Annotated in this window: 20 protein-coding genes, 1 pseudogene and 1 riboswitch; of the genes and pseudogenes, 7 read left to right on the forward strand and 14 right to left on the reverse strand. The window is 37.1% G+C overall.

Features of this window, described 5'->3' with window-relative positions:
* Window positions 1–39: 39 nt before the first annotated feature.
* Together PF272_RS07020 and PF272_RS07025 are read left to right on the forward strand one after the other, a co-directional pair.
* A pseudogene (locus tag PF272_RS07020) lies at window positions 40–1,518 on the forward strand (DASS family sodium-coupled anion symporter).
* A 324-nt stretch (window positions 1,519–1,842) separates the two neighbouring features.
* The gene (locus tag PF272_RS07025) at window positions 1,843–6,693 is read left to right on the forward strand and encodes a DEAD/DEAH box helicase (RefSeq protein WP_413789434.1); all 4,851 of its coding nucleotides are present in this window, start codon (window positions 1,843–1,845) and stop codon (window positions 6,691–6,693) included.
* Between the two features lie 92 nt (window positions 6,694–6,785).
* On the opposite strand, the gene PF272_RS07030 is transcribed toward PF272_RS07025, so the two are convergent.
* Both PF272_RS07030 and PF272_RS07035 read right to left on the reverse strand, forming a co-directional pair.
* Window positions 6,786–8,231 carry an SLC13 family permease gene (locus PF272_RS07030; protein ID WP_271142198.1) on the reverse strand — a complete coding sequence of 482 codons (1,446 nt, stop codon included), beginning with the start codon at window positions 8,229–8,231 and terminating at the stop codon, window positions 6,786–6,788.
* Between the two features lie 198 nt (window positions 8,232–8,429).
* Window positions 8,430–9,311, reverse strand: coding sequence for a VirK/YbjX family protein (locus PF272_RS07035; protein ID WP_271142199.1), 882 nt, complete (start codon window positions 9,309–9,311; stop codon window positions 8,430–8,432).
* Window positions 9,312–9,488: 177 nt separating this feature from the next.
* Here PF272_RS07035 and argA point away from each other — a divergent pair, with 177 nt between their 5' ends.
* The 5 genes from argA to PF272_RS07060 all read left to right on the forward strand — a co-directional run bounded on the left by argA (window position 9,489) and on the right by PF272_RS07060 (window position 13,552).
* Window positions 9,489–10,817: an amino-acid N-acetyltransferase gene (gene argA, locus PF272_RS07040; RefSeq protein ID WP_271142213.1), complete on the forward strand. Its 1,329-nt coding sequence runs from the start codon at window positions 9,489–9,491 to the stop codon at window positions 10,815–10,817.
* Between the two features lie 39 nt (window positions 10,818–10,856).
* Window positions 10,857–10,901, forward strand: a riboswitch (PreQ1 riboswitch).
* Between the two features lie 3 nt (window positions 10,902–10,904).
* Window positions 10,905–11,570 carry a 7-cyano-7-deazaguanine synthase QueC gene (queC, locus tag PF272_RS07045; RefSeq protein ID WP_271142200.1) on the forward strand — a complete coding sequence of 222 codons (666 nt, stop codon included), beginning with the start codon at window positions 10,905–10,907 and terminating at the stop codon, window positions 11,568–11,570.
* Window positions 11,563–11,991: a 6-carboxytetrahydropterin synthase QueD gene (queD, locus tag PF272_RS07050; RefSeq protein WP_271142201.1), complete on the forward strand. Its 429-nt coding sequence runs from the start codon at window positions 11,563–11,565 to the stop codon at window positions 11,989–11,991. The genes queC and queD overlap by 8 nt, the downstream gene beginning before the upstream one ends.
* A complete protein-coding gene (locus PF272_RS07055; RefSeq protein ID WP_271142202.1) occupies window positions 11,991–12,602 on the forward strand; it encodes a 7-carboxy-7-deazaguanine synthase QueE in 612 nt (203 codons plus the stop codon). Before queD ends, PF272_RS07055 begins: the two co-directional genes overlap by 1 nt.
* An 89-nt stretch (window positions 12,603–12,691) precedes the next feature.
* Window positions 12,692–13,552 carry a phosphoribosylaminoimidazolesuccinocarboxamide synthase gene (locus PF272_RS07060; RefSeq protein WP_271142203.1) on the forward strand — a complete coding sequence of 287 codons (861 nt, stop codon included), beginning with the start codon at window positions 12,692–12,694 and terminating at the stop codon, window positions 13,550–13,552.
* A 157-nt stretch (window positions 13,553–13,709) separates the two neighbouring features.
* Here PF272_RS07060 and mog read toward each other — a convergent pair whose 3' ends face one another.
* The 12 genes from mog to nrdD all read right to left on the reverse strand — a co-directional run bounded on the left by mog (window position 13,710) and on the right by nrdD (window position 24,279).
* Complete coding sequence (gene mog / locus PF272_RS07065) at window positions 13,710–14,282, reverse strand: molybdopterin adenylyltransferase (protein ID WP_271142214.1); 573 nt, start codon at window positions 14,280–14,282, stop codon at window positions 13,710–13,712.
* Window positions 14,283–14,286: 4 nt separating this feature from the next.
* On the reverse strand, window positions 14,287–14,757 hold the full coding sequence (locus tag PF272_RS07070) for a DMT family transporter (RefSeq protein WP_065235259.1): 471 nt from the start codon (window positions 14,755–14,757) through the stop codon (window positions 14,287–14,289).
* A complete protein-coding gene (glnB, locus tag PF272_RS07075; RefSeq protein ID WP_065235260.1) occupies window positions 14,757–15,095 on the reverse strand; it encodes a nitrogen regulatory protein P-II in 339 nt (112 codons plus the stop codon). The genes PF272_RS07070 and glnB overlap by 1 nt, the downstream gene beginning before the upstream one ends.
* A gap of 20 nt (window positions 15,096–15,115) precedes the next feature.
* Window positions 15,116–16,276, reverse strand: coding sequence for a 23S rRNA (uracil(747)-C(5))-methyltransferase RlmC (gene rlmC / locus PF272_RS07080; protein WP_271142204.1), 1,161 nt, complete (start codon window positions 16,274–16,276; stop codon window positions 15,116–15,118).
* Entirely contained in the window at window positions 16,276–17,319 is a 1,044-nt protein-coding gene (gene nagZ, locus PF272_RS07085; protein WP_271142205.1) for a beta-N-acetylhexosaminidase, read from the reverse strand. Before nagZ ends, rlmC begins: the two co-directional genes overlap by 1 nt.
* Before the next feature lie 15 nt (window positions 17,320–17,334).
* Entirely contained in the window at window positions 17,335–17,694 is a 360-nt protein-coding gene (locus PF272_RS07090) for a YcfL family protein (RefSeq protein ID WP_271142206.1), read from the reverse strand.
* A gap of 12 nt (window positions 17,695–17,706) precedes the next feature.
* Entirely contained in the window at window positions 17,707–18,687 is a 981-nt protein-coding gene (gene epmA / locus PF272_RS07095) for an elongation factor P--(R)-beta-lysine ligase (protein WP_271142207.1), read from the reverse strand.
* Between the two features lie 76 nt (window positions 18,688–18,763).
* Window positions 18,764–19,561, reverse strand: a complete 798-nt coding sequence (locus PF272_RS07100) for a TatD family hydrolase (protein WP_271142208.1) — start codon at window positions 19,559–19,561, stop codon at window positions 18,764–18,766.
* 17 nt (window positions 19,562–19,578) lie between these two features.
* Complete coding sequence (locus tag PF272_RS07105; protein WP_065235265.1) at window positions 19,579–19,926, reverse strand: SirB2 family protein; 348 nt, start codon at window positions 19,924–19,926, stop codon at window positions 19,579–19,581.
* 67 nt (window positions 19,927–19,993) lie between these two features.
* A complete protein-coding gene (locus PF272_RS07110) occupies window positions 19,994–21,481 on the reverse strand; it encodes a carbon starvation CstA family protein (RefSeq protein ID WP_271142209.1) in 1,488 nt (495 codons plus the stop codon).
* 172 nt (window positions 21,482–21,653) lie between these two features.
* Window positions 21,654–22,121 carry an anaerobic ribonucleoside-triphosphate reductase-activating protein gene (gene nrdG, locus PF272_RS07115; protein WP_271142210.1) on the reverse strand — a complete coding sequence of 156 codons (468 nt, stop codon included), beginning with the start codon at window positions 22,119–22,121 and terminating at the stop codon, window positions 21,654–21,656.
* Window positions 22,122–22,131: 10 nt separating this feature from the next.
* The gene (gene nrdD / locus PF272_RS07120) at window positions 22,132–24,279 is read right to left on the reverse strand and encodes an anaerobic ribonucleoside-triphosphate reductase (protein ID WP_413789435.1); all 2,148 of its coding nucleotides are present in this window, start codon (window positions 24,277–24,279) and stop codon (window positions 22,132–22,134) included.
* Window positions 24,280–24,489 lie beyond the last annotated feature (210 nt).

Below are 24,489 nucleotides of genomic sequence, written 5' to 3' on the forward strand. Positions count from 1 at the left end.
TGTTATTTCATACCAAACATTAATCATAAGGAGTAATCAATGAGCAGCGCAAATGTTGCTACTAATCAAACTTCCACGCCAAATAGCGTGCAAGTAAAACTCGATTCCAACCAAAAGGGCTTATTATCGCCATCATTGTTGGACTTATTATTTGGATGATACCAACGCCGGAGGGCCTTAGCCCTCGCGCTTGGGGAATGTTAGCACTGTTTGTTGCAACTATTGTTGCAATTATTGCTAAAGCAATGTCTATGGGGCCGCCACCTTGATTGCTTTAGTTATTAGTGGATTAACAGGTCTCACTCCAATTAAAGCAAGTAATGGTGATGTTGCTATGTTATCCGGTTTTTCTAATGCCACCATTTGGTTGATTGGAATTGCTATGTTTCTTTCTCGTGCAGTGATTAAAACAGGCCTAGGAAACCGTATCGCTTTATTTTTGTATCACGTTTTGGAAACCGAATGATGGGCGTTGCTTATGCTATCGCATTAGCTGACACCATTATTGCACCGGGTATTCCATCTGCCTCTGCTCGTGGTGGTGGCATTATGTATCCAATTATGCAATCCATTGCAGATGCCTATGATTCAAAACCAGGCCCTACAGCACGCCGTGCAGGTGCTTTCTTAGCTATCGTGGTTTCACAAATTGATACTATTGTTTGTACAATGTTCATTACCGCTATGGCAGGTAACCCTCTTGTTGCTGAACTGGCTGCTAGTCAAGGTGTAACAATCTCGTGGACAACCTTGTTTTTAGGCGCTATCGTTCCAGGGATTGTCAGTTTAATTATTCTGCCTTATTTAGTTTATCTCGTTTATCCGCCTGAATTGAAAAAAACACCAAAAATGGCAGAAATGGCGAGAGAAGAACTTAAACGAATGGGGCCAATGACAAAAGCCGAATGGATTCTCGCTTTAGATTTTATTTTACTATTACTACTCTGGACTGTTGGCGATTTAGCCTTTGGTATCAACGCAACAACATCCGCATTTATCGGTCTAGTTATTCTGCTTCTTTCTAATATTATGACTTGGAAAAATATTGTGTCTGAAACGACCGCATGGGACACAATGTTCTGGTTTGCTGTATTAGTTATGATGGCAAATGCGTTAAATAAATATGGCGCTATTTCTTGGATTTCTGGCCATATTTCATCCTCTATTGGTACTTTTAGTTGGTCTGTCGCCTTTAGCATCTTAGTATTAGTTTATTTCTATACCCGTTATTTCTTTGCTTCTGCTATGGCCCATATTTCCGCGATGTACCTTGCTTTCTTAGCAGCTGCGATTGCAGTCGGTACACCACCAATGATCGCTGCTATTGGTTTAGGTTATACCTCAACACTTTCTATGAGTTTAACTCAATATGCTGGTGACCCAGGTCCTGCACTCTTTGGTTCTGGTTACAATACAACTGGACAATGGTGGGGAGTAAGTTTCATTATTTCTATCGCTTCACTGATTATTTGGTTTGTAGTCGGTGGATTATGGATGAAACTACTAGGTTGGTGGTGATCGCTAGCTAAATATAAATACTTATACAATATTTTTGAGGTGTGATTCCAAAAGAATCACACCTTTTTTTATCTACAAAAAAGAAAATAAATTGCTATACTCATCGCACTAATCAAACCTATATAAACGAGAATGGAGAGTATTAATGAATAATAAACATAATTTCAGCCAGCCAGCCAGCCAGCCAGCCAGCCAGCCAGCCAGCCAGCCAGCCAGCCAGCCAGCCAGCCAGCCAGCCAGCCAATAGGATTATCTCGATTATTACAAACCTATCAAGATATTTCTCTTACCGAGCGTGAAAAAGGGACGTATTTTGAAAATCTTATCCTTAAATATTTAACTACTGAACCTGCTTACAAAAATTCATATAAAGAAGTTCTCACTTTTGCTGATTGGATTGAAAAATATCAACCTGAAGGAACAAGAAAAACTGACACAGGCATTGATCTTGTTGCAACTAATCTAGACGGCACATTCACTGCTATTCAATGTAAAAACTATGCTAAAGATTATCGTATCCAAAAAAACGATATTGATAGTTTCTTTACTGCTTCAGGAAAAACAATCTTCACACATCGATTAATTGTTACCACTACCGATCATTGGACAGAAAATGCAAAAGCCTCACTAGATAATCAACAACCACCTGTAACGATTATTGATCGTTCTGCATTAGAAAATAGTGTTATTGATTGGTCGCAATTCCAACCAAGCCAAGAAGTAAAAACTCGTGCGAAAAAAACTTTAAGAGAACATCAAATATCCGCACTAAATGCCGTTATTAAAGGCTTTAAAACTACAGATCGCGGTAAATTGATTATGGCATGTGGTACAGGTAAAACCTTTACCTCACTAAAAATTGCCGAAACCATTGCTGGAAAAGGAAAGAATGTACTCTTTTTGGTACCAAGTCTTGCTTTACTTTCACAAAGTTTAACCGAGTGGACACAAGAATCGGCTACTCCATTACATAGTTTCGCAGTCTGTTCTGATGGGGATGTTGGCAAACAAAGTAAAAATAACGATGATTTAATACAAACCCACATTCACGAATTGCAATACCCTGCCACCACCAATGCAGAAAGCCTGATCAAAGCAGTAAGATTTAAACATCACGATGATGTAATGACGGTGATCTTTTCAACTTACCATTCCATTGACGTACTTCATCAAGCTCAACAAAAAGGGCTACCTCCTTTTGATTTAGTCATTTGTGATGAGGCACATCGTACAACAGGTGCAAGCTTTGATGATGACGAAAATGAATCTGCATTCGTACGCATTCACAACAACGATTATATCAATGCTCATAAACGTCTTTATATGACAGCAACCCCTCGCATTTATACCGAAGATGCTAAAAAAACGGAAGGTGTAATTGTTTATTCAATGGATGATGAAAAAACTTTTGGACCAGACCTCCACACCATTAATTTCTCAACAGCAGTTAAACAAGGCTTATTAGTCGATTATAAAGTGCTAGTTTTAGCAGTGGAAGAAAGCCATATTAATCGCCGCTTAGAATATTTACTAAATCGAGAAAACAATGAAATTCAAGTGGATGATGCAGCAAAAATTGTGGGTTGTTGGAAAGCCTTATCTAAGTATGGGGTTGAAAATGATCTTACTGACGATAGCCAACCAATGAAAAGAGCGGTGGCTTTTTGTCAAGTTATTGAAAAAGATTATAAAGGGTCAAAACATAAAGTCAGCTCTAAAGCCATTGCTGAAATGTTTGATACCGTAGTAACTGCTTATCAAGAACAAGAAATTGAAGCGCTTAATGAAATTAATCCAGAATTAAGCCTGAATCAATCGCTCACCTTAAAATGCGAAGCAGAACACGTTGATGGCTCAATGAATGCTAGTGAAAAATCCAGCAAAATTAATTGGTTAAAAGCAGATTCTGGTGAAAAAACTTGCCGAATTTTATCCAATGTACGCTGTTTATCTGAAGGGGTGGATGTGCCTGCTTTAGATGCGGTATTGTTTTTAACCGCTCGAAATTCACAAGTAGATGTTGTGCAATCAGTAGGCCGTGTAATGCGAAAAGCGGAAGGCAAAAAACGTGGCTATGTCATTTTACCTGTGGTGATCCCTGCCAATAAAACCCCAGAAGAAGCCTTGAATGACAATGAAAATTACCGTGTGGTCTGGCAAGTATTAAATGCGTTACGTTCACACGATGACCGCTTTGATGCAATGCTCAACAAAATGGAATTTGATGGTGCAGCAAAAGATAAAATTGAGGTGATTTCAATCATTAGTGAAGTATTTAGAAAACAAACTAAAAAACAGCAAGCGAATAAGAAAAAATATGATAAATCAGGGCGTGGTCAGCATAGCATTGGCAATAAGAGTGATGATTTTGAAGGCGAACAACTGGATCTGCAATTTGAAGTCGGTGAACTTGAACGTGCTTTAGTGGCAAAAATCGTTAAAAAATGTGGCAATCGAACCCATTGGGAAGATTGGGCTGCTGACGTGGCAAAAATCGCACAAACTCATATTGACCGCATCAATGCTATTTTAGAAAATCCACAAAACACAGCGCAACGTGAAGCCTTTAATGCTTTTGCAAATGAATTACGCGATGATCTCAACAATGCCATTAGCGACAGCGATGTGGTAGAAATGCTGGCACAGCATTTAATTACCAAACCGGTATTTGATGCTTTGTTCGCCAATGATAACTTCAGTGCACATAACCCAATGTCAATGGCATTACAGGAAACAATTGATAAATTACAAGGGCAAAACATTGCCAATGCGGAAACCAAACGCTTACAAGAGTTTTATGAAAGCATTCAGCTCCGAGTCAGTAATATTCAATCCCCAGAAGGCAAACAACGCATTATCAAAGAACTTTATGAATCTTTCTTTAATAACGCATTCCCTAAAATGCAAGAGCGTCTTGGCATTGTTTATACCCCTATTGAAGTAGTGGATTTTATCCTGCACAGTGTTGAAGATGTACTACAACAAGAATTTAACGCCTCTCTTGCCGATGATAGCGTACAAATTCTTGATCCCTTTACAGGAACTGGTACTTTTATCACCCGCTTATTGCAAAGTGGCTTAATTCCAATTGATAAACTGCCAAATAAATATCAGCAAATTCACGCTAATGAAATTGTGTTGCTAGCTTATTATATTGCGGCAATTAATATTGAATCGGTTTATCACGCCTTATTAGCACAAAATGAACAGGCTGATGAGGCTAAAAAACAAGGTTATCAACCTTTTAAAGGTATCTGCTTAACCGATACGTTCCAACTTTATGAAAAAGAAGATTTAGTTGATGCCATTTTGGAAGAAAACTCCGCTCGCCGGAAACGCCAGAAAAAACTGGATATTCAGGTAATTATCGGTAACCCACCTTATTCAGCAGGGCAAACTAATGCTAACGATAACAATGCGAATGTCGCTTATCCATTGTTAGATCAACGCATTAGTGATACTTATGCAAAATTTTCTAATTCTACCAATAAAAACAGCCTTTACGACAGCTATATTCGTGCGATTCGTTGGGCATCTGATCGAATAAAAAATAAAGGTGTTATTGGTTTTATCACTAATGCAAGCTTTATTGATAGTAATGTTGCAACAGGGGTGCGTAAATGCCTCGCTGAAGAGTTTTCAAGTTTATATATTTTCCATATGCGTGGAAACTCTCGCACTTCTGGAGAAGAAGCTAAAAAAGAAGGTGGAAATATCTTCGATATTCGTACGCCAACGGCTATTTCTATTTTAGTAAAAAAACCTGATAGTACAAAAAATGGCAAAATCTATTTTTGTGATATTGGTGACTACCTTAAAAAACAAGAAAAGCTGGATAAAATCATTGAATTTAAAAGCATTAAAGGCATTTCCCAACAAAATGCTTGGCAAGAAATTATTCCCGATACATTTAATGATTGGTTAAATCAACGTGATACCAGCTTTACTCAAAATATAGCTATTGGTGATAAAACAGGTAATGAACCATCTGTGATATTTGATAATTATTCCAGAGGTATTGCATCTGCTAGAGATGTTTGGGTATATAACTTTGCAAAAGAAAAACTTATTTATAATATGACCTCAATGATTAATGTTTATAATCAAGAAGTTATAATATATCAACGTAAACATAAGGAAAATCCTAATTTAGATGTTAATGATATTATTACATTTGATAGTCAGAAAATAAATTGGAGTGATACCTTAAAGACAAAACTCCGCAGATTTGAAACAGCATCAATTAAGCCAGAAAAACTCTCTATATCGTTATATAGACCATTTACAAAAACTAATTTTTATTATGATAAAGTATTTAATGAAAGAACTTACCAAATGCCTAAAATATTCCCAACCCCAACTGCGGAAAATAAGGTGATTTGTTTATCTTTAACAGGCAGTAAAGAATTTTCACTTATTATTACAAATATCATTCCTGATCTACATTTAATTGGTGATGCCCAATGCTTTCCGCTTTATTTATACGAAGAAGATAAAAAAGAGCAAGGGAAATATCATTGCACTGATGCCATTACCAATCAAGGCTTGGCTTATTTCAGTGAATATTATGCTGATTTCAATATTCAGAAAGAGGATATTTTCTACTATATTTATGGCTTATTGCATAGTGGAGAATATCGTCAACGTTATGCGGATAATCTCAAAAAACAACTTCCTCGTATTCCACGTGTGAAAAACGTCAAAGATTTTTGGCAGTTTGTACAAGCCGGACGCGCATTAGCAGAACTTCATTTACATTATGATCAAGTGCCAATGTATGATGGCGTACTATTTTCTGGTGGATTAAAAATTATTGAAGATAAGCTCACCGGTGGCGGTATTGCTTTTAAACCTGAAGATTTCTATGTAGAAAAAATGAAATTTGTGAAAAAAGCAGATAAAAGCAAAGTGAAATATAACGAGAAATTCACGATTGAAAATATTCCGTTAGAAGCCTTTGATTATATTGTAAATGGCAAATCCGCCTTAGAATGGGTGATGGAACGTCAATCCGTTAAAGTGGATAAAGACAGTGCTTTAATCAACGATGCTAACGATTGGGCAAAAGAAACGATGAATAATCCAAAATATCCATTGGAGCTATTTTTGCGGGTTATTACAGTTAGCCTTAAAACAATGGAAATTGTGAAAAATCTACCTAAACTCGTGATTTAACTATCTATAATTCATAACAAAAAACCACCTATATTGAAAATATTTTCCGATATAGGTGGTATCAATAACATATCCTTATCTAAAATAAGTAATTAAAACACAAACATCACTGCGGTTACCCAAATAATACTCAATGCTGGGCCTAATAAACCAATCACAATGCCACCTAGACGGAATTCCGCTTGACGGATTAACCCTGTACTAAATGCGATCGCATTTGGTGGTGTTGAAACAGGTAAAAATAATGCACAAGAGGCACTTAAACCTATTACCAACGGTAAAATCGCTGGGGAAATATCGCCAGAGAATACTTTTAATAATGACAAACCGACTGGAATAAGAATGGTGGTTGCAGCGGTATTACTCATAAAGTTAGAAAGTATCACCGTAATAAACGCGAACAAAATCAATAAAGTAACAAAACTAATATGAATATGACTTAATTGATTGACAAAATGGCTGGCAATTTGTTGCTCTTCAATCGCTAACCCTAACGCTAAACCGCCCGCCACCAACATCAAGGTATCCCAAGGCAATTTACGAACATCATCGGAATCAATTACTCCGAGCATAGTAAGCCCAACAATTGGAATCCCTGAGGCAGCAGCAATCGGAATACCAAACCATTTTGCAGTTAGCCAGAAGAATAAGGTAACGGCTAAAATCACAAGGACAATCGCTTTTTGGGTGCGGTGTTCCCTTGCTTCACTTGGATCGTCTGGCGTAGTCACCGTATTTTGTAAAAAATCAAACTCTAACAGATCAGTAGCACTAATTCGATAACGTTTAATCAGCACTCGCCAAAAGATAAAAATTAGCACAATCGCTATCGGTGTCCCCATCAACATCCATTCTAAAAACGAAATGTGATAACCAATATTTTCTAATGCCCCTACCGCAATCGCATTTGGTGCAGAACCAATAATCGTTGCCATACCGCCAATTGATGCAGCAGCTGGAATGCCTAATAACAATGCACGAGAAATATTAGCTTTTTTATCTAAGGTCACAAATAATGGACTAACAGTGGCAATCATCATTGCTGTTGTGGCGGTATTACTCATCAACATTGACATAATGGCGGTAAGCGCCATTAATCCTAATAAGATATTTTGTGGATTTTTACCAAACTTCGGTAACATTCGTTTGAGTAATAACAGATCTAACTCTGTTTTTTTCATCGCTTCCGCAAGGAAAAAACCACCTAAAAATAACCAAATTACACTATCAGACCAAGTTTGCAGATATTGCATTGCATTTTCTGCATCACTTCTCCCCATAATTAATACCAGAAAACCAATGATCAGAATCCCCACGGAAAAAGGCGGAATCGCTTCTGTTACCCATAATGAAATTGCAAAGAAAATTAAAAATAGCACATAATTTTGCTTTTGATTAAAAGCGGGATCGCTGAGTAAGTTCATCATCACACCGCCAAAAATGAGCGAGAAGAGAAATAGAAGAACTTTACTTTTGCGTGCTTCTGCAATTGGGTGCTTGGTGAATTTTTTTAATGATGTATAAATAGAATCAGACATAAAAACTCCCTCTTTTTGCCTTGGTCTGTTGAGAATTTGTTGTTAGCTGCGTTATAGGCAAAACAAAACATCCACTTCTCCAAATAATCACCTGAATTAATTATAGTAAAAAAAGAGAGTTGCTACTCTGCCTTACATCACACTTTTATGGCACAAGAAATTGAATTTATTAACAATTAATCTATATTTTTGAAACACTTAACAGTGTGCTTGAATTCCCGCTTCAATTTGTGCAAATAACTCATAACGTTTACGGTACATCGACCGTTTTTTACTTTGAATTTCTTCTAACGAGCGCTGTTCAACTTGTAGTGGTAATAACCAATAATCATTCTGATAAGTCGCACTATTTTCTTGCCAAAACTCATCATAATTCATATAAATTTTTTTACTGCCGTGCAAACGAATTTTAGTTTGATAACGGTGCGGAATACCGACTAATTGCAGTTGCCAATGTTGGGCTAACCATTTAAAACACTCTACCAACATAAACATTGGTCGCATACCATGTAGTTGTTTGGTCAAACGTTTTACGATTTCTGCCGCATTTTCACCTTTAGGACCTTGCATACTGGCAATTAATAGGCGATTCCCTTCGATAATCGCAAAAGAAGCATCATAATATCGCTGTTCCGTATCATCTTGAATATTAATAGAAAATAATCCCTCATAAGGATCAATTTGATTAATATTAAGATGTAAACGCAAGCCATTGCCCAATTCTGCTAGTTGAATCGTGCCTATTGTCACTAATTGCTGACAACGTTCTTCACCTAACAATTTTTCTATCATCATAAATGTATTTTGTAGTTGTCGCGTACGTTGCATTGGCGAAAAACGCTTATCACAGTAATGAAATAAGATCGTATGGAAGCGATGTTTATGTTCTTGGAATACAGGTAGCCAAACTGGATGTGTATTCAAAAATTGAATAAATTGATTCCCTGCTTGATAGCTGGCTAAACGTCGCCAAAAATAACGTAATACATGGCGGATCTGTTTTAACAAACGTTTTTCCTGCCCTAATGGATACATTTCTCTTACTGTCGGAAAGTGGGTAAAGGGTTGTTGTTCTGACATATTTTTCTTCATTATTAATTTAAGTGGCGTTATTCTATGTAACTCATTGCCAAGTGTAAAATTTTACTGCTCTCTTTTTTGATGAAATCGTAGAATTACCTTGCAAATCGCCATTTTTTGCATATAAAATCACTTTTATTACATAATTATTCAAAAATAATAATAGGAAGTTTTATGATCCGCAGCACTGAACTCGTACAATGGTTTCGTCAATCTACCCCCTATGTTACTGCGCACAGAGGGAAAACCTTTGTCATTATGTTAGATGGTTATACCACCGCCAGCCCTAATTTTATTAATATTATTGATGATATTAGCTTGTTGCACAGTCTAGGTATCAAATTGGTGATCGTATTCGGCGCAAGAAAACAGATCAATGATGCTTTACACCTTGCACAAATTGAAGAACACTATCACAAAAATATTCGTGTTACCGATGCAGAAACGTTAAAAATCGTCAAACAAGTCGTAGGAAGTTTACAGCTTGATATTACTGCTCGCCTCTCGTTACGGATGAATAATATTACCCATAGTGGTGTGCCTAATGTTGTAAGCGGTAACTTTGTGATCGCTCAACCAATTGGTGTTGATGAGGGGGTCGATTATCAATTAAGTGGTAAAGTACGCAAAATTGATAGCGAGGGAATCAAACAGCAACTAGAACAAAATGCGATTGTGGTGATTGGACCTATTGGCGTATCCGTTACTGGTGAAAATTTTAATCTCGCTTTTGAAGAACTTGCTGCACAAGTTGCGATTAAAGTTAAAGCCGAAAAAGTGATTGGCTTTTGTGAACAGCAAGGTATTCTTGATGAAAATCAACACGTTATGCCAGATCTCACACTACTTGCAGCCGAACATCATCTACAACAATTTATTGCTAATAACCTTTACCATAGCTCAGAAGCGAGATTCTTACAAACTGCCTTAGAAGCTTGCCGTAATGGCGTAAAACGCGCTCACTTATTAAGTTATTTGGAAGATGGCGCTTTATTACAAGAATTATTCTCACGAGATGGGATTGGTACCCAAGTATCATTAGAAAGCTCTGAAATTGTGCGGATCGCCACCATTAAAGATATTCCAAACTTATTGGCTTTAATTCAACCGCTTGAACAACAAGGCATTCTCGTTAAACGTTCTCGTGAACAGTTAGAGATGGAAATTGATCACTACACTGTGATCGATCGTGATGGTGTGATGATTGCGTGTGCTGCATTAAACCCCTATTTCGATGAAAAAATGGCGGAAATGGCTTGCGTAGCAGTTCACCCTGATTATCGTAATTCTGCTCGTGGTGATATTTTACTCTCTCATATCCAAAAACGCGCAATTGCATTAGGCATTGAAAAACTATTTGTGCTTACCACGCGTACAGTACATTGGTTCCAAGAACGTGGCTTCAAGATTGCTAATGTTGAAGATTTACCAACTGAAAAAAGAGAAAAATATAATTACCAACGGCGTTCAAAAATCCTGATTCAAGATTTAAAACAAGAAAATTAATTGAGTTTCCAACAAAATTCGCTAGAATGACGTCCCTTGATTGTCGTGGTTCGCAAACCTCCCACGTTAAAAAACTAGGAACAAATTATGCAAAACAAAAAAGCGGTCGTCATTTTTTCTGGCGGTCAAGATTCTACTACTTGTTTATTACAAGCTCTACAAACTTATGGCAAAGACAATGTGGAAACTATTACTTTCCAATATGGACAACGTCACCATATTGAATTGGAAAAAGCACGTTGGATTGCCAATGACCTTGGTGTAAAACAGACAATTATTGATACTTCTGTTATTACAGCAATTACCCACAATGCACTATTAGATGCAGAACAAACTATTTCACAAAAACAAGGTGAATTACCGAATACGTTTGTGGATGGACGTAATGCATTATTCTTATTGTATGCTGCTATCTATGCTAAAAGCCAAGGCATTAGTGACATCATTACTGGCGTCTGTGAAACAGATTTTAGTGGTTATCCTGATTGTCGCGACATCTTCATTAAATCAATGAACGTGACGCTCAATTTAGCGATGGATTACCAATTTAATTTAATCACACCATTAATGTGGCTCACAAAAAAAGAAACTTGGGCATTAGCTGACCAACTTGGCAAGTTAGATTATGTTCTGCAACATACGCATACTTGTTATGAGGGTGTCGAAGGTGGCTGTCATCATTGCCCTAGTTGTCTTTTGCGTGAAAAAGGATTGAAAGAATACCTTGCAAGCAAAGGACAGTCTGATGTTTAAAGTTGCAAAAGAATTTAGTTTTGATATGGCTCATCTATTAGATGGGCATGATGGCAAATGTCAAAATTTGCATGGGCATACTTATAAATTACAAGTCATTGTAGTAGGTGAAACTCAAGCAGATGGCGCCAAAAAAGGTATGGTCTTGGATTTTGCTGATTTAAAACAAGCCGTAAATCAACATATTTTACAACCAATGGATCATGCTTTTATTTATGATCAAACCAGTGAACGTGAGCAAAAGATTGCAGCATTACTGAATGAACTACATTCTAAAACTTTTGCTTTACCGTATCGGACAACCGCTGAAAACCTAGCTCACTTTATTTTTCAGCGATTACAAGCGCATCTGCCATTTACCATTGATAGTATCCGTCTTTGGGAAACGCCAACTTCATTTGCAGAATATAGGCAGGACTAATGCAAACGCGCTATCGAATTGTTGAAATTTTTGAAAGTTTGCAAGGCGAAGGGTTCAATACAGGTATGCCTGCGATTTTCGTTCGCTTTGGTAAATGTAATTTAGCCTGCCCTTGGTGTGATACTGATTATCAACAGTTTGACACCATGACCTTACAGCAAATTGCTGATCAGGTTGCTGTTTTTAAGAGTAAAAATATTATTATCACAGGCGGAGAACCTACTATTCAGCCACAGTTAGGGAAGTTATTGGCTTATTTTAAGCAACAAGGCTATTTTCTAGCGATTGAAACCAATGGCTTAAAACCAGTTCCCGCAGAAATCGACTATATTGCCACCAGCCCTAAACGGCTATATCAGCATAAATATCAACAATCTTGTATCAGTTCTGCTGATGAAGTCAGGATTGTGAACGATGGCGATGACATTATTGATTTTTGCCAACAAATTGCACAAAAAATTAAGGCAACACACTATTATCTTTCCCCGTGTGAACAACAAGGCGAATTCAATTTATTGGATACGATTCGTAAACTTGGGCAACTAAATGCAACCTCGATAATCAAATGGCAGCTCAGTTTACAAACACATAAGCTAATCGGGATTGAATAATCACAAAAATAAGCAATCGTTTGCGTGAAACTTAACAAGAATAGGCGTATAATTCGCAACGGTTTTCTTTTAAGTACAGGTATCTTGTTATGCAAACTATTAGCCTAAAAAAAATTTATTCTGGGAAAGTTCGTGATCTTTATGAAATTGATGATAAAAGAATGTTGATGGTTGCGTCTGATCGCCTTTCTGCATTTGATGTTATTCTTGATGATCCTATTCCAAGAAAAGGCGAAATTTTAACGCAAATTTCTAATTTCTGGTTCAAAAAACTCGCTCATATTATGCCAAATCATTTCACTGGCGATACTGTTTATGATGTATTACCAGAAGCAGAAGCAAAAGCGATTGAAAAACGAGCTGTGGTTTGTAAACGCCTTACTCCAATTAAAATTGAATCTATTGTGCGTGGCTATTTAACTGGTAGCGGTTTAAAAGATTATCAACAAACAGGCTCTGTTTGTGGTATCGAATTACCAAAAGGCTTAGTTGACGCAAGTAAATTACCTGAACCAATCTTTACTCCATCAAGTAAAGAAGAAATTGGTAATCATGATATTAATATTAGCTATGCGGAATGTGAAAACTTAATTGGTAAAGAATTAGCCGCTCAAGTAAAAACGAAAGCTATTGAACTTTATACTACTGCGGCGGAATATGCTTTAAGCAAAGGCATTATTATTTGCGATACCAAATTTGAATTTGGTTTAGATGAAGATGGTACATTAACCTTAATGGATGAGGTATTAACTCCAGACTCTAGCCGTTTCTGGTCAGTTGATACTTATCAAGAAGGCATAAACCCACCTTCTTTTGATAAACAATTTATTCGTAACTGGTTGGAAAACAGTGGTTGGAATAAACAACCGCCTGCACCAAGAGTACCACAAGAGATTATTGAGCAGACTGTTGCTAAATATCAGGAAGCGTTTGATTTATTAACAAAATAAATAGTTTAAATATTGGGTACTACTAAGTACCCAATATTTTTTATTATAACTAACAAAGTCTAACTATAATAAATACCAGATATTGCATTAATATCTGGCATAGAGAGGAAGAAAAATATATGGATCTTATTCGCTAAATATCAGTTGGTGGCGTGAGTTATTTTTTCTTCGGACGAAAACTATCTACCACTGATTTATGAGTATCAATATAGATACCACTTAATAACTCTAAACAATAAGGGACAGCAGCGAAAATACCTTTCACCATAATCTTACCGTTTTCATCTTTTAACCCTTCTAAGGTTTCTTTAATCGCTTTTGGTTGTCCCGGTAAATTAAGAATTAAACTCTCTTTACGAATTACGCCGACTTGACGCGATAAAATCGCAGTTGGTACAAATTGCAAACTAATTTGTCGCATTTGTTCACCAAATCCAGGCATTTCTCGATCAGCCACCGCTAATGTCGCATCTGGTGTTACATCTCGTTTTGCAGGGCCAGTACCTCCAGTAGTTAGCACTAAATGACAGCCACACTCATCTACCAATTCTTTTAAGGTCTGTTCAATTAATGGTTGCTCATCTGGAATTAAGCGAGTTTCGACTGTAAACGGGTCAATTAACGCTTGGCTTAACCACTCTTGAAGCGATGGTAAGCCTTTATCTTGATAGATCCCTTGTGAGGCACGATCCGAAATTGAAACTAAACCTACTTTAAGTTGAGTCATAATGATTTTATCCTTTTAATCCAAACCATTTATCGCCAAAGAAAAAGAGAACTAACCCTGCCATAACAATCAACATTCCCCCTAATTTCCATAGCGTAATTTCTCTTACTGGCATATAAATCAAACCAAAATGGTCAATTAACATTGCCGCCACTAATTGACCAATAATGATAAAAAATAACATATTGGTGATCCCAACTTTTGGAGCAAGGAAAATCGTCGTAAATACCACTAACGCCCCTAATGGACCACCAATAAACTTCCAAAAGGGTTGCCCTGCAAGATTTTGCAAACCTTCCCACAAATTTGTTTTTACCAAACAGACAACAAAAAGTGCTAATGTTCCTGTTGCAAATGAAATTAATGCTGCAATTAACGGCTGCCCTGCAACTACTTTACTTAATTGACTATTGATGGCAGCTTGTGACGCTAAGCCAACCCCTGCCACCAATGCAATCACAATATAAATAATGCCCACTAAATTGCGTCCTCGTTTTCTTCACCAGTACGAATCCGAATAACCCGCTCTACATCATAAACAAAAATCTTACCATCACCGATCTTGCCTGATTGTGCGGTATTCATAATCGCTTCAATACACTGTTCTACTTGATCATCAACCACCACAATTTCTAATTTTACTTTTGGTAGGAAATCCACCATATATTCCGCACCACGATAAAGCTCAGTGTGTCCTTTTTGACGACCAAATCCTTTAACTTCACTCACTGTCATTCCAGTAATACCAATATCAGATAATGCTTCACGTACATCATCTAATTTAAATGGCTTAATAATGGCTTCTATCTTTTTCATATTTGCCTCCTGTGGCTGAGTTAGATTAATTCTAATAATCCCAATACCTCATAATGTGTGGTATATGGGAACATATCGAATAATTGTAATTTGCTTAACCGATAATTTGAGAGATGTACTAAATCACGTTGCATACTCTCAACATTACAACTTGAATAGAGTATAAATTTCGGTTGTAACCTATTTAAATAATTTGCTAATTGTTCGCCAATCCCTCGTCTTGGTGGATTCACAATCACAAAATCAGGCTGTTCGCCTTGTTGTGCCTGATATTGACTGGCATCTAAATCCTGAAAATGAATATTAGTTAGCCCTAATTTATCTGCTGCTCGCTTAGCCGCTTGAATAGCAGAGGCTGAAATCTCAATCCCTACTAAAGACACATTAGGATCAACTGCTCGGCGAGCCACTGCACAATGCAAACCAAATCCGCCTACACCACAAAAAAGATCCCAGATCTTTTGGATAGGAAGATCTTCTATCCACTGTTGTGCCGTGCGATATAACGCTGCTGCCACCTGTGGATTAGTTTGGAAAAAGCCTTGTGGACGAATAAACAGAGAAATCTTATTAAATTGTTCTTCTAACATCTGTTCATCTGTCAAATAAATTTCCTGCTCACCTTCAAGAATCGCTGCTGGCTGCGGTTGAATATTGGCGGTTACTACACTAATTTGTGGTAATTTTTGCAACAATGCTGGTAATTCACGCCGAATTAAACCCAATTTATTCTCACTTCTTAGCACAAATCGCAACATAAATTTTTTGCTCCACTGGCTTTGTGTGAGCAAAATATATTTTAATTCGCCCTTACGTTTTGCAATGTGATAAGGCACTAATCCCGCCCGCCCAACAAAATCTTTTAGCTGTTGAAAAATAGTTTGAAATTCAGTGGGATATAACAAGCAATCTGTTAAATCAACCGCACTTTCCATCACCAATGGATCGGTCAATATACCAAATATTGGTCGCTCTACGGCTCCACTCACTACCATTTTTGCTCGATTCCGCATTGCCACAGGGGCTGAAACTTGGGCAGGTAAACAAATGGTCTTAGTGTCAATAAAATCAATTAGTGTTTGTTGTAAATGCTGCTGCTTTTGCGCAATTTGTTGTGAGTAATCTTGCTCAATCCAGATACAAGAGCGGCAATTTTTTTGTGCGAAATGCGGGCAATTCATTATGCTTGTGCCTTCTCTTTCATTTCTAGCCATTGTTGCTGTAAAGCACTTAGACGCTGATGTGCCGTTACCCAACGAGAAGTCGCTTGCAACTCAGAAAGTGAAAAACGTTGCTGCTTCGCTAACTGTAAATAAGCCGCTTGTTCTTGCTGGGTTGGTTGGTAAGTTAAACCATCTAATACTTCAATAACGCCTGCACGTTCATTACAGAGTAATAAAATATCGCAACCCGCGGCTAATGCTTGTTCACTTCGTTGTACAAAACTCCCCATAAATCCTGCGCCTTTCATCCCTAAATCGTCAGAAAAGATTAAGCCAGTAAAACCAAGCTGTTTCCGTAACACACTCTTTAACCAATAAGCTGAACCACTTGCTGGTTGATCATCTGCCTGTGTATAAATCACATGAGCTGGCATAATGGCTTTTAACTTATTTTTACTAATTAATTGTTGGAAAGGCTGAATATCTTGGCAAAAAATCTGTTCAACTGGACGTTCATCTTTTGGCGTTTCTAAATGTGAATCAGCAATGACAGCACCATGTCCAGGAAAATGTTTACCTGTGGTTGCCATACCTACTTGCAACATACCATCACAAAATGCTTCAGCTAAAGGTAATAATTGTTGCCAATCTTGATGAAAACTACGATCGCCAATCGCTTTACACTGATGCCCCACATCTAACACTGGCGCAAAACTAAGGTCAATATCCATTGCAATCATTTCTGCTGCCATCAGCCAAGCACTCTCTTTTGCCCAATATTGTTGTTCCTCTGCTGGCAATATACGTGCAAAAGCTTGCATCGCAGGTAATTGGGTAAATCCTTGGCGAAAACGCTGCACCCGCCCACCTTCTTGATCAACCGTAATTAATAAAGGACGTTTTACCTTTTGGCGAATATCTTTAATTAAAGCTTGTAGCTGCGGAATATCTTCAAAATTTCGAGTAAATAAGATCACACCAGCAATTAAAGGATGGTTTAAAATCTCAACTTCTTCTTGTTCTAATTCTTTCCCTTGTAAATCAACAATCAATTTCGCCATATAGCTTCCTAGCCTCTAATTTGCTTTAAAGTAAACTCGATAATTGGTACTTTCCGCTGTTGGTTTTCGTAACGTAATTTTCACTTGTTGTTTCACCGCTAAAATTAATTTCTGCCAAACCTCTTGTTGCTGCCAATCAGCTCGTTGTGTTACTCCCTTTTTATCATACCAAGTTAATAAATAAGCGGTTTGTATGCTTTGATTACTCGCATTTTTTAGCAGTAATTGATTTGCTGATGCCGTTACTTCCAATGCAGGCACTAATTCTGATTCAATATTCACAATCGGCGTTGCACTATATAACGGAGAGATTGTTTTTGATGAACAGGCACTTAATCCAAGCAACATACAACATAAATAAATTAATTTACGCATCTTCTCTCCCCATTATGCATTGTTAATTGAAAATGAAATCACATCTTCAATATTATCGGTTGATAGTGCAATCATTAATAATCGATCAACACCTAACGCCACACCTGAACAAGAAGGAAGCCCCGATTTTAAAGCCGCTAAGAAACGAGAATCCATCTGTTGTGGTGATAAATGTAATTTTTTACGTAATAAATTATCTTGTTCAAAACGATGTAATTGTTCATTTGCATCTGTTAATTCATGAAAGCCGTTCGCAAGTTCTAAGCCCTTATAATAGAACTCAAAACGTTCTGCCACTCGGTGATCTTCCGAGCTAATTTGTGCTAATGCTGCTTGTGCCGCTGGGAAATGATATACCGCTACTGGATGATCCTGACCAATATTCTTTTCTACAATTTCACTAAACAGATATTGTAATAAGGTATCTCGTCCTTCCATATCTGCATTGACTAATCCTTGTTTTTTCGCTTTTTCAACTAACTCTGCTTTGGTCGCTGAAAGAGGATCTAAACCAACATACTCTTGAAACACAAATTGATAACTTAAAGATTCTGTCGGTGGGCAATCTAAAATTTGTTGCAATAAATCATCAACTTCATTGATTAACCGATACATATCAAAAAAGGGACGATACCACTCCAACATCGTAAATTCAGGGTTATGTCGTTTACCCGCTTCTTCATTACGAAATACTTTGCTAATTTGGAAAATAGGACCACTTCCTTCCGCCAATAAACGCTTCATATGATATTCAGGGCTAGTAATTAAATGCAGCGTTTGTGGGTTTGAAGCAAATGGTGAGGTAAATTCTGTTTGAAATGTCGATAAATGTACATCTGTTACCGAAAAAGCACTTAAAATCGGTGTTTCTACTTCAAGCAAGCCTCGATCAACAAAGAATTGCCGAATATCGGCAATAATTTTGGCTCGCTTTAATAAGTTTTGAATAGAAGAAGTCGATTTCCAATTTTCATCTTGGACAATAGCTGACATAGTTGATCCCTTGTTGATAAAAACAAACGTTTTATTGTAATGGGTTAAAGATGAAATAACAATTTAACCAATAAGATTAAGCGGCTTCTGTTAAAGCAAAAAGTTGGTGGCTATTTTGCCAAATTTGTTCTACTAAAGTTTCGTAACGTTCAGAACGCAATTCTGCTAATGCTTGTGCAATTAAAGGCAAGCGAGCTGGATGATTAGGCTGCCCTTGCCAACCAGACACAGGCATATCCGGACTATCTGTTTCTAATACTAATGAAGTTAATGGTAATTGAGCGATTGCTTGGCGTGTTTTATTCGCTCTTGAATAGGTAATTGTACCCCCAACCCCAATTTTGTAGCCTAAATCGACAAAACGTTTTGCCTGTTGATAACTACCAGAAAAGCCGTGAATTACGCCTGTTTTGGCTAAATCATACCTTTTTAAAAAAGGAAATAATTGATCATGCGCGCGGCGAGAGTGCAAACTCACTGGCAGTTGATAACGCTTAGCTAATGCTAATTGTGCTTCCAAAAAATCGCATTGTTTTTGCCATAATTCCGCTGTGGTAATTTCTGGTGGATAACGATCCAAACCAATTTCGGCAACCGCAATACAATTTGCTTTGCGTTCAGCTAAACATTGCTCTAATAGAAGTAAATCCTGTTCTGTATGTTGAGCAATAAATAAAGGATGTAATCCTAAGCCATAATAAAGATTAGATTCAGTAGATACCCATTGAGGCAGTTTGACTAAGCTTTGCTGATCAATCCCCACCACTAGCATCTTGAGCACTTTTTGAGCTGTCGCTGCCTCTACAATTTGGTGTAGTGATTGCTGTAAATCATTCGCTAAGTAATCAAGATGGGTATGGGTATCAAAAAACATAAATTAAGCCTAAACCACTAAAACGAGTTTGAATAACCTAACCACATTGCAGCAATAAAACAGATGAATGCTAATGGCAGTAACTTATTTTGTGGGTGTTCACGTTTGAACGCTTTGGCAGCAAAAATGATATATAACACTAAGGCAGCGATCTTAATAAGCAGCCAATCAACTAAACTAAAATTAAACACCAATAGAAAAGTTAAGCCACTCACTAATAAAGCAGTGTCAGCGATATGGGGTAGAATCCGCAATAATTTATATTGGCGCCATGACTTACCCTGCCATTGTAAACCACCACGAATCACAAATAAGATTAAGCTTGCCCAAGCGGCAAAAAGATGAACATAAATTACAGTAATCATAAAATAAAAAAATAGCCGTCTAAAAATAGACGGCTATTGTGCATAATCACTGTTTTAAAATCAATAATTAAGCTGGGTTAGTTTCTGAATCTGGGTCACCATCAGCAATTGGTTTCAACATTGTGAAGAAACAAACTGTTGCTAATGCAGTTAAACCAACACCTACCCATACAGCTGTATCATAAGCTAAACCAAAACCAATCTTCGCATAGGCTAAGAATGTTGCTGATACCATAGTCATAAAGATCGCTGGGATAGTACAAATCCAGTGGAATTTATGATAACGATAGAGATATGCAGCCGCAGTCCATAACATTACCATTGCTGTGGTTTGGTTTGCCCAACCGAAGTAACGCCATAATACTTGGAAGTCAAGTTTAGTAATGATAAAACCAGCTATAAATAAAGGCACTGCAATCATTAGACGTTTCATTAAATTCTTTTGATCAATTTTAAAGAATTCTGCAATGATTAAACGTGCTGCACGGAATGAAGTATCCCCAGAAGTAATTGGTAATACCACCACACCAAGCACAGCTAAGATACCACCGAAGTAACCTAACATTTGAGTGGCTGAATCATAAACCACTTTTGATGGTGTACCCATATTAATTGCTTCATTCATTTCTGCTGGGCTGTTATAGAAAGTTAAACCAACCATACACCAGATTAGCGCAATAATTCCTTCACCAATCATTGCACCGTAGAATACAAAACGACCTTCTTTTTCATTTTCCATACAACGCGCCATTAATGGAGATTGGGTAGCATGGAAACCAGATACCGCACCACAAGCAATGGTTACGAAAATCAATGGCCAAATTGGTAATCCAGTAGGGTGTAAGTTTTCAAAGAATTTAGAGAAACTCATCTCGCCGATACTATGGAATAACGCTTTATCTTCAAATAATAATGCGAAGAACATACCAAATGACATGAAGAGTAATAAGGCACCGAATAATGGATAAACACGTCCAATAATTTTATCAATTGGTACCAAAGTTGCAATGATGTAGTACACGAAAATTATGGTTGTCCAGACAACAAGGGTATGACCACGATCAAGGTTCATTGATTCGCCAAGATTATCCATTGTTAAGTTGGTTAATAATCCTGCTGGAGAAATTACGAATACTACCCCAACAAGCACCAACAACACTAATGCTAAAGCATTCATAAAGTGTTTAACTGGCGCGCCTAAATATTTACCTGTTAAATTAGGTACTGAAGCACCACCATTACGTACACTTAACATACCACTAAAGTAATCATGTACTGCACCAGCAAACACACAACCAATCACGATCCATAACATCGCAACTGGTCCATATAATGCCCCTAAAATTGGTCCAAAGATCGGTCCAGTTCCAGCGATATTTAATAACTGAATTAACCAAATTTTTCCTTTAGACATAGGAACGTAATCCACACCATCATTCATTAAATGGGCTGGCGTATCACGTTTTGGATTGATTTTAAAGACTTTTTCTACGATAGAACCGTAAATGAAGTAGCCCGCAATTAAGAAAGCTACCGATAAGAGGAACCACACCATAATTTTTACCTCAAGAATGTTATTTAAAGCGGCGAGATTTTAACAAAAGAAAAATAAGAATGTTAAAAATTTATTTAAAGATGTGATTAATATCACATCTCTTTTATCATAGTGCTGAAAAAGCTAGCAGTGGCATCGTTATAAATCACTAAAACCACTTAAAAAACCTTTTTTATAAGGAAAATCGATAAATAATTTGATTCGCCGATCCTCGCCAAACTAAGGTAGGATCGGCTTGTTCTTGAATAAATTTACCATCAATTAAGACATCAATATAAGCCAACATCTCACGTTGTTGCTGATCTAACTCAGCAAGTTGATAACCAGTCCAACACCAAATATCCTTATCTGGACATTCCGTTTTAATCCGTTTCACCAAAGACAACAATCTTTTAACATTTCGTGGATGTAATGGATCACCACCCGACAAAGATAATCCTTGGCGGCGAATCCTTGTGTCTTTTAGATCACGGATAATTTGCTCTTCCATTGCTTGATCAAAAAAAACTCCAGAATCAAATGACCAACTTTTTTGGTTATAACAGCCCCGGCATCGATGTGTGCAGCCTGCGACAAAAAGTGTACAGCGAGTACCTTCACCATTTACCACATCCACTGGATAATATTGCAGATAATTCATTGATTAAGCCTTATAAATGTTTTACCCGACGTTTGACTTCTTCTTGTTTACCTGGGTTAAACGGTCGTGCATCAGGACTACCTAAATAACCACATACGCGACGAATTACCGATACTTTTTCACTATTATGGTTACCACATTTTGGGCAAACAAACCCTTTGCTAGTACAAGCAAACTCTCCTGTAAATCCACATTCATAACACTCATCTATCGGCGTATTGGTACCATAATAAGGTACTCTGTCATAACTATAATCCCAGACATCCTCTAATGCTTTTAGATTATGTTGCAAATTCGGATATTCCCCATAGCAAATAAAGCCACCACTTGCTAAAGGTGGATATGCCATTTCAAAATCTAACTTATCGTAAGGATTCACTTTCTTTTCTACATCTAAATGGAAACTGTTCGTGTAATATCCTTTATCTGTCACCCCTTCAATAATACCGAATTGCTTACTATCTAAACGGCAAAAGCGCTCGCATAAACTTTCACTTGGGGTTGAATAAAGACTAAATGCATATCCAGTTTCGGCTTGCCATTTTTTTGTAGCCTCGCTGAGATAACGTACAATCGCAATGCCTTTTTCACGTAAAGTTTCATTGTCAAAGATATGACCTTGTGCATATAAGGCATTTATTGTTTCATGAATGCCAATATATCCTAGCGAAATTGACGCTCTGCCGTTTTTAAAAATTTTTGCTACATTCTCATCTGCCTTTAATCGTACCCCACAAGCCCCCTCCATATAGAGAATTGGCGCAACTCGGGCTTTTGTTTGTTCTAAACGGGCAATTCTGGTTAATAATGCTTGTTTTGCGATTGCCAAACGTTGATCAAGAATTTGATAAAATCTCGCTTCATTGTGTTCTGCTTCCAAAGCAATTCTCGGTAAATTTAGGCTTACTACGCCAAGATTATTGCGTCCTGCGTGAATCTCTCTGCCATCTTCCACATAACGACCAAGAAAACTACGACATCCCATCGGAGCTTTAAATGAACCTGTTACTTTCACCACTTGATCATAGTTTAAAATATCAGGATACATACGTTTAGATGCACACTCTAAAGCTAACTGCTTAATATCATAATTCGGATCTTGAGGTTGTTGATTTAAGCCGCGTTTAATTGTAAACACTAATTTTGGAAATACTGCTGTTTTATGATTCTTGCCTAAACCTCGAATACGATTTAATAAAATAGAACGTTGAATTAATTTCGCCTGCCAGCTTGTTCCTAAACCAAAACCGAAAGTAACAAATGGCGTTTGCCCATTAGCGGTATGTAATGTATTAACTTCATACTCTAAAGACTGAAATGCGTCAAAACATTCTTTTTCAATTAACGCCTGTGCATACGCTTTCTGATCTGGGATTTGCCATGTTTTTGCATTTTGTAGATGTTTTTGATAACTCTTTTCTACATAAGGTGCTAATACTTCATCTAGGCGATCGATCGTTGTGCCACCATAAATATGGCTTGCGACTTGTGCAATGATTTGTGCAGTAACAGCTGTTGCCGTAGTAATTGATTTTGGCGGCTCAATTTCAGCATTTCCCATTTTAAATCCTTGCGTCAGCATTCCTGCTAAATCAACTAACATACAGTTAAACATTGGAAAAAATGGTGAATAATCAAGATCATGATAATGAATTTCACCTTTTTCATGTGCCGCTACAACTTCTGGTGGCAAAATATAACTTTTAGCATAATGCCTAGCGACAATACCTGCTAATAGATCACGTTGTGTTGGTATTACTTTTGCATCTTTATTCGCATTTTCATTAATCAACAACACATTATTTTGTTCAATTAATCCTTCGATCTCTTTTGTCAATCGGCTCCGTTTTTCTCGTTCTTTATCACGATCATGACGATATTCAATATAAGCACGTGCAACTTGAGGATATTCACCACGCATTAAATAATCTTCAACAACTTGTTGGATATAAGCAATATCAACCTGTTGTTTAAAACTATCCACAATCGCAATACTAATGGTTTGGCTTAATTGCTCGAAATATCCATCATCATAAATACCAACCGCTTGAGCTGCTTTTTTCATCGCATTACTAATAAATTGGGCATTAAATGGTACCTGTGAACCATCTCTTTTAATAACGGTTAATAATGCAGCTGCATCTTGATATGTGGTTATTGCTGGTGAGGAGGAAAGAATTTTATTGAACATAGCTGTCTCCTTATTTAAATTGGAGATACTATATATTGATATTTTAATTAATTCAAACACAATATATTGTGTTTTGTTATCCTAAATCAGTAAACATTACAAATTTGTAATCATCCTTTTTTCTCTAACAGAGATATCACTTTATCCATCAGAAAGCGCAAAATTAACAAATTTAAC

It is taken from the genome of Gallibacterium faecale, assembly GCF_027920745.1.
GTDB classification, from domain to species: domain Bacteria; phylum Pseudomonadota; class Gammaproteobacteria; order Enterobacterales; family Pasteurellaceae; genus Gallibacterium; species Gallibacterium faecale.

Excerpts from the sequence above, each read along its gene's own strand:
- PF272_RS07105 (WP_065235265.1), bottom strand. The coding sequence starts at position 19,926 with ATGATTACTGTAATTTATGTTCATCTTTTTGCCGCTTGGGCAAGCTTA.
- glnB (WP_065235260.1), bottom strand. The coding sequence starts at position 15,095 with ATGAAAAAGATAGAAGCCATTATTAAGCCATTTAAATTAGATGATGTA.
- epmA (WP_271142207.1), bottom strand. The coding sequence starts at position 18,687 with ATGTCAGCTATTGTCCAAGATGAAAATTGGAAATCGACTTCTTCTATT.
- queC (WP_271142200.1), top strand. The coding sequence starts at position 10,905 with ATGCAAAACAAAAAAGCGGTCGTCATTTTTTCTGGCGGTCAAGATTCT.
- nrdG (WP_271142210.1), bottom strand. The coding sequence starts at position 22,121 with ATGAATTATCTGCAATATTATCCAGTGGATGTGGTAAATGGTGAAGGT.
- PF272_RS07060 (WP_271142203.1), top strand. The coding sequence starts at position 12,692 with ATGCAAACTATTAGCCTAAAAAAAATTTATTCTGGGAAAGTTCGTGAT.
- PF272_RS07110 (WP_271142209.1), bottom strand. The coding sequence starts at position 21,481 with ATGGTGTGGTTCCTCTTATCGGTAGCTTTCTTAATTGCGGGCTACTTC.
- PF272_RS07055 (WP_271142202.1), top strand. The coding sequence starts at position 11,991 with ATGCAAACGCGCTATCGAATTGTTGAAATTTTTGAAAGTTTGCAAGGC.
- queD (WP_271142201.1), top strand. The coding sequence starts at position 11,563 with ATGTTTAAAGTTGCAAAAGAATTTAGTTTTGATATGGCTCATCTATTA.
- PF272_RS07030 (WP_271142198.1), bottom strand. The coding sequence starts at position 8,231 with ATGTCTGATTCTATTTATACATCATTAAAAAAATTCACCAAGCACCCA.
- rlmC (WP_271142204.1), bottom strand. The coding sequence starts at position 16,276 with ATGAATTGCCCGCATTTCGCACAAAAAAATTGCCGCTCTTGTATCTGG.
- PF272_RS07100 (WP_271142208.1), bottom strand. The coding sequence starts at position 19,561 with ATGTTTTTTGATACCCATACCCATCTTGATTACTTAGCGAATGATTTA.
- PF272_RS07090 (WP_271142206.1), bottom strand. The coding sequence starts at position 17,694 with ATGCGTAAATTAATTTATTTATGTTGTATGTTGCTTGGATTAAGTGCC.
- nagZ (WP_271142205.1), bottom strand. The coding sequence starts at position 17,319 with ATGGCGAAATTGATTGTTGATTTACAAGGGAAAGAATTAGAACAAGAA.
- PF272_RS07035 (WP_271142199.1), bottom strand. The coding sequence starts at position 9,311 with ATGTCAGAACAACAACCCTTTACCCACTTTCCGACAGTAAGAGAAATG.